This is a genomic window from Nocardia cyriacigeorgica, assembly GCF_010858045.1.
Classification (GTDB): Bacteria; Actinomycetota; Actinomycetes; order Mycobacteriales; family Mycobacteriaceae; genus Nocardia; species Nocardia cyriacigeorgica_E.
The window spans coordinates 1-225 of the sequence record NZ_JAAGVC010000457.1; the positions used below are offsets into that span (position 1 = coordinate 1).

The following is a 225-nucleotide window of genomic DNA, read 5'->3' on the forward strand; positions in this document are numbered from 1 at the left end:
ATCCGGGTCGTACGGGGTGAACTGTTCCAGCGAACCCCAGTCGCGGCCCCAATCGTCGTTCAGGTACGTGGGCACGGTCTCGGCTTGCAGTAGTAGTTCGGTCCAGCCGAGGGGGCCGCCGAATTCCTGGGCCTGCCAGGTGTCGGTGGAGCTCACGGCCAGCGGGCGGTCGGGCAGGATGCGGTAGCGCGGGACCTCGGCGACGCCGTTGTGGTGGGCGAACGG

At 68.9% G+C, this 225-nt stretch carries 1 protein-coding gene; it reads right to left on the reverse strand.

What is annotated here, in order from left to right:
* A partial coding sequence (locus GV790_RS30450) for an arabinosyltransferase C-terminal domain-containing protein (protein WP_163818231.1) occupies positions 1-225 on the reverse strand: 225 nt, incomplete at both ends.